This is a genomic window from bacterium CG_4_10_14_0_2_um_filter_33_32 (assembly GCA_002792735.1).
Taxonomy (GTDB): Bacteria; Patescibacteriota; CPR2_A; order CG2-30-33-46; family CG2-30-33-46; genus CG2-30-33-46.
In genome coordinates, this window is the sequence record PFOW01000081.1 from 1 (window position 1) to 2,428 (window position 2,428).

A 2,428-nucleotide genomic window follows, 5' to 3' on the forward strand; every position below is an offset into this window, starting at 1 on the left:
CTCTTACTATTCTTCCAGATTCTGGAATAAGGCTATCCCAGAACTATGGAGTGGACAACACTACTACACCTATGCCTTTAATACTGCTATACTCTCTAATTTAGCTTCTGAATACTATTACAATTACTTTTGGAATACAGCAGTACCTACTCTACAGTCTAATTCTTTTTATTATGCTAGACTTTGGGATAAAGCAGTCCCTGAAAATTGGGTTTCTGAATCAGGCCCTCCTGGTATCTATTCCTACAAATGGACATTTTGGGTTAAAGCAGTACCAGAATCTTGGTCATCATCTTTTTACGAGAGAAGACTGTGGGATAGGGCTATCCCACAAAATTGGGTAAGCGGATACTACTCTACAACTAAAAACCAGGCTGCCACCGAAGATTGGGCAAGTGGATATTACGATACTTCACATTAATAAAATTAACATAAGTGTTTTATAAAAAATGAAAAAAAAGATTATTCTATTGTTGATGTTATGTTTTGTGGTTAATCCGCTAAACTCTCTTATCCTATCACTAGATAAAGTCCAAGCTTCGTCAGACCAAGCCTCTATAGCTTCTGATAATAACGAAAATTCTCCCTTTGGTGTGAATGGTCATGTGTTTAGAAGATATTATCCACAAGAAAGAGATACTGCTTTTTCTAAAATGGCAGAAGTAGGCGCAAAATGGGAAAGAGAAGAATTTACCTGGGATTTTATTGAACCCACGCAAGACCAGTATGATTGGTCTGGATATGATGATGTTGTTTTAAAGGCAAATGCCAATCATATAAATATTTCTGGTTTGATAGCTTATTCTGCAATATGGGCGAGTACAGGGAAAGGATTATCAGACGAAGATAAATATTTACCTAACTTAGACGCTTGGGCAGATTTTGTTGGAAAATTAGTTGAACGTTATGACGGTGATGGTATAAATGATGCTCTGGGTTCGCCTGTAGTGCAGTATTGGGAATTATGGAATGAACCCAATTTAAACCGTTTTTTAAAGATAAATAATATGGTTCCAGATGATAAAGAATTTTGGTATGGCCAGCTTTTAAAAAGAGGTTATCAAGCCGCCAAACAGGCAAATCCTGATTCTGTTATATTATCCGGAGCAGTTTCAGGTGCAGATGTCTATTTTTTAAACAGAGTTATTGAAAAAACCGGTGGTTGTTATTTTGATATCTTCGCTACTAATATCTTAAGGAATCTATCTGCGCCAGAAGAATTTATGATAGGGTATGATACTCTTCAATATCAATTAGGGCAATCAATCGGTTTCGCAAAAAAATATAATAAAAAAATATGGGTTACAGAAGCAGGCTGGCCAACAGATGTTGTTTCAGAGGAAGATCAGGCTGATTATATTGCACGGTTATATTCAATTTCTTTAAGTTTCCCGGATATTGAAAAGATATTTGTTTATACTTTTAGAGATGATTCTTCTGGAGATTGGGGAATGGTCAGAAATGATTTTTCAGAAAAACCATCATTTTTTACATATAAATTTTTGTCAGAAAAATTACAAGGAACAACTTTTAGAAACCAAGATGATGTTATTGGTTCAACAACAATAGATAATTTTGAAGGTAGTCTTAGCTGGAATCTTTGGAATTTTTCTGGCGCAACAAGTTCTTTCGAAAAAAAAGATTTTGGTGGAAACAAAGCATTAAAAGTAAACTATAATTTGCCTTATGACAATACCAGTGCTTATATTAGTTTAAATAAAAATGCTTATTTAGGTGGTGGAAACCCAGTTATAAAATTTAAAATATATGGAGATAATAATTTAAATGTTTGTATAAGAATAATAATTAAAGATAGTACAGGAGAAATATTCCAAGGTTATGCGGTAAGATCCCCATATAGCGGATGGCAAAAAGTAATTGTAAATTTTAATGATTCCGGACAGAGAGCAGTTCATTGGGGAGGAAACGGAGATGGTGTAATTGATCAGCCGGCTTCGTTCGAATCAATAGTTATAGACAAAGAAAAAGATAAGGAAAATCCAAATGTTGAAGTTAAAGGTTCAATTTACTTTGATGATATAGCTTATTGTTATGATAATAACTTATTATTTAAGAATCATTATCTTAAAGATGGACAGGAAATCATCACTCTATGGTCTAAAAGCGGTTCTTCTACTAAAAACATATTCGTTAATGGTGATAGCGCAGAAGGTTTTAGTAAAATAGGTGCTTCAGCTGCTCAAACTATTTCTTCAAATGGTTTTTTAAATAATTTTAATATTAATGAGAGTGTTTATTTTTTAGAACCAAATGTTTCTTCATCTTCTAGTCTTAGTTATTTTATAAACCCTAAAACAAATCCATTTGGATATTCATTTTGGTGGGATTATGGAATACCAAATAATACTATTTATAGAGATTGGTTTTTTACCCAGGTAGTTCCTAATAATTCTTATCTATATTCCAT

The 2,428-nt window shown here is 33.2% G+C and carries 2 protein-coding genes; both read left to right on the forward strand.

What is annotated here, in order from left to right; all coding sequences use genetic code 11:
* On the forward strand, nucleotides 1-421 hold a 421-nt coding region (locus COX95_05090; protein PIZ85165.1), incomplete at its 5' end, for a hypothetical protein.
* Between the two features lie 55 nt (nucleotides 422-476).
* A partial coding sequence (locus tag COX95_05095; GenBank protein ID PIZ85166.1) for a hypothetical protein occupies nucleotides 477-2,428 on the forward strand: 1,952 nt, incomplete at its 3' end.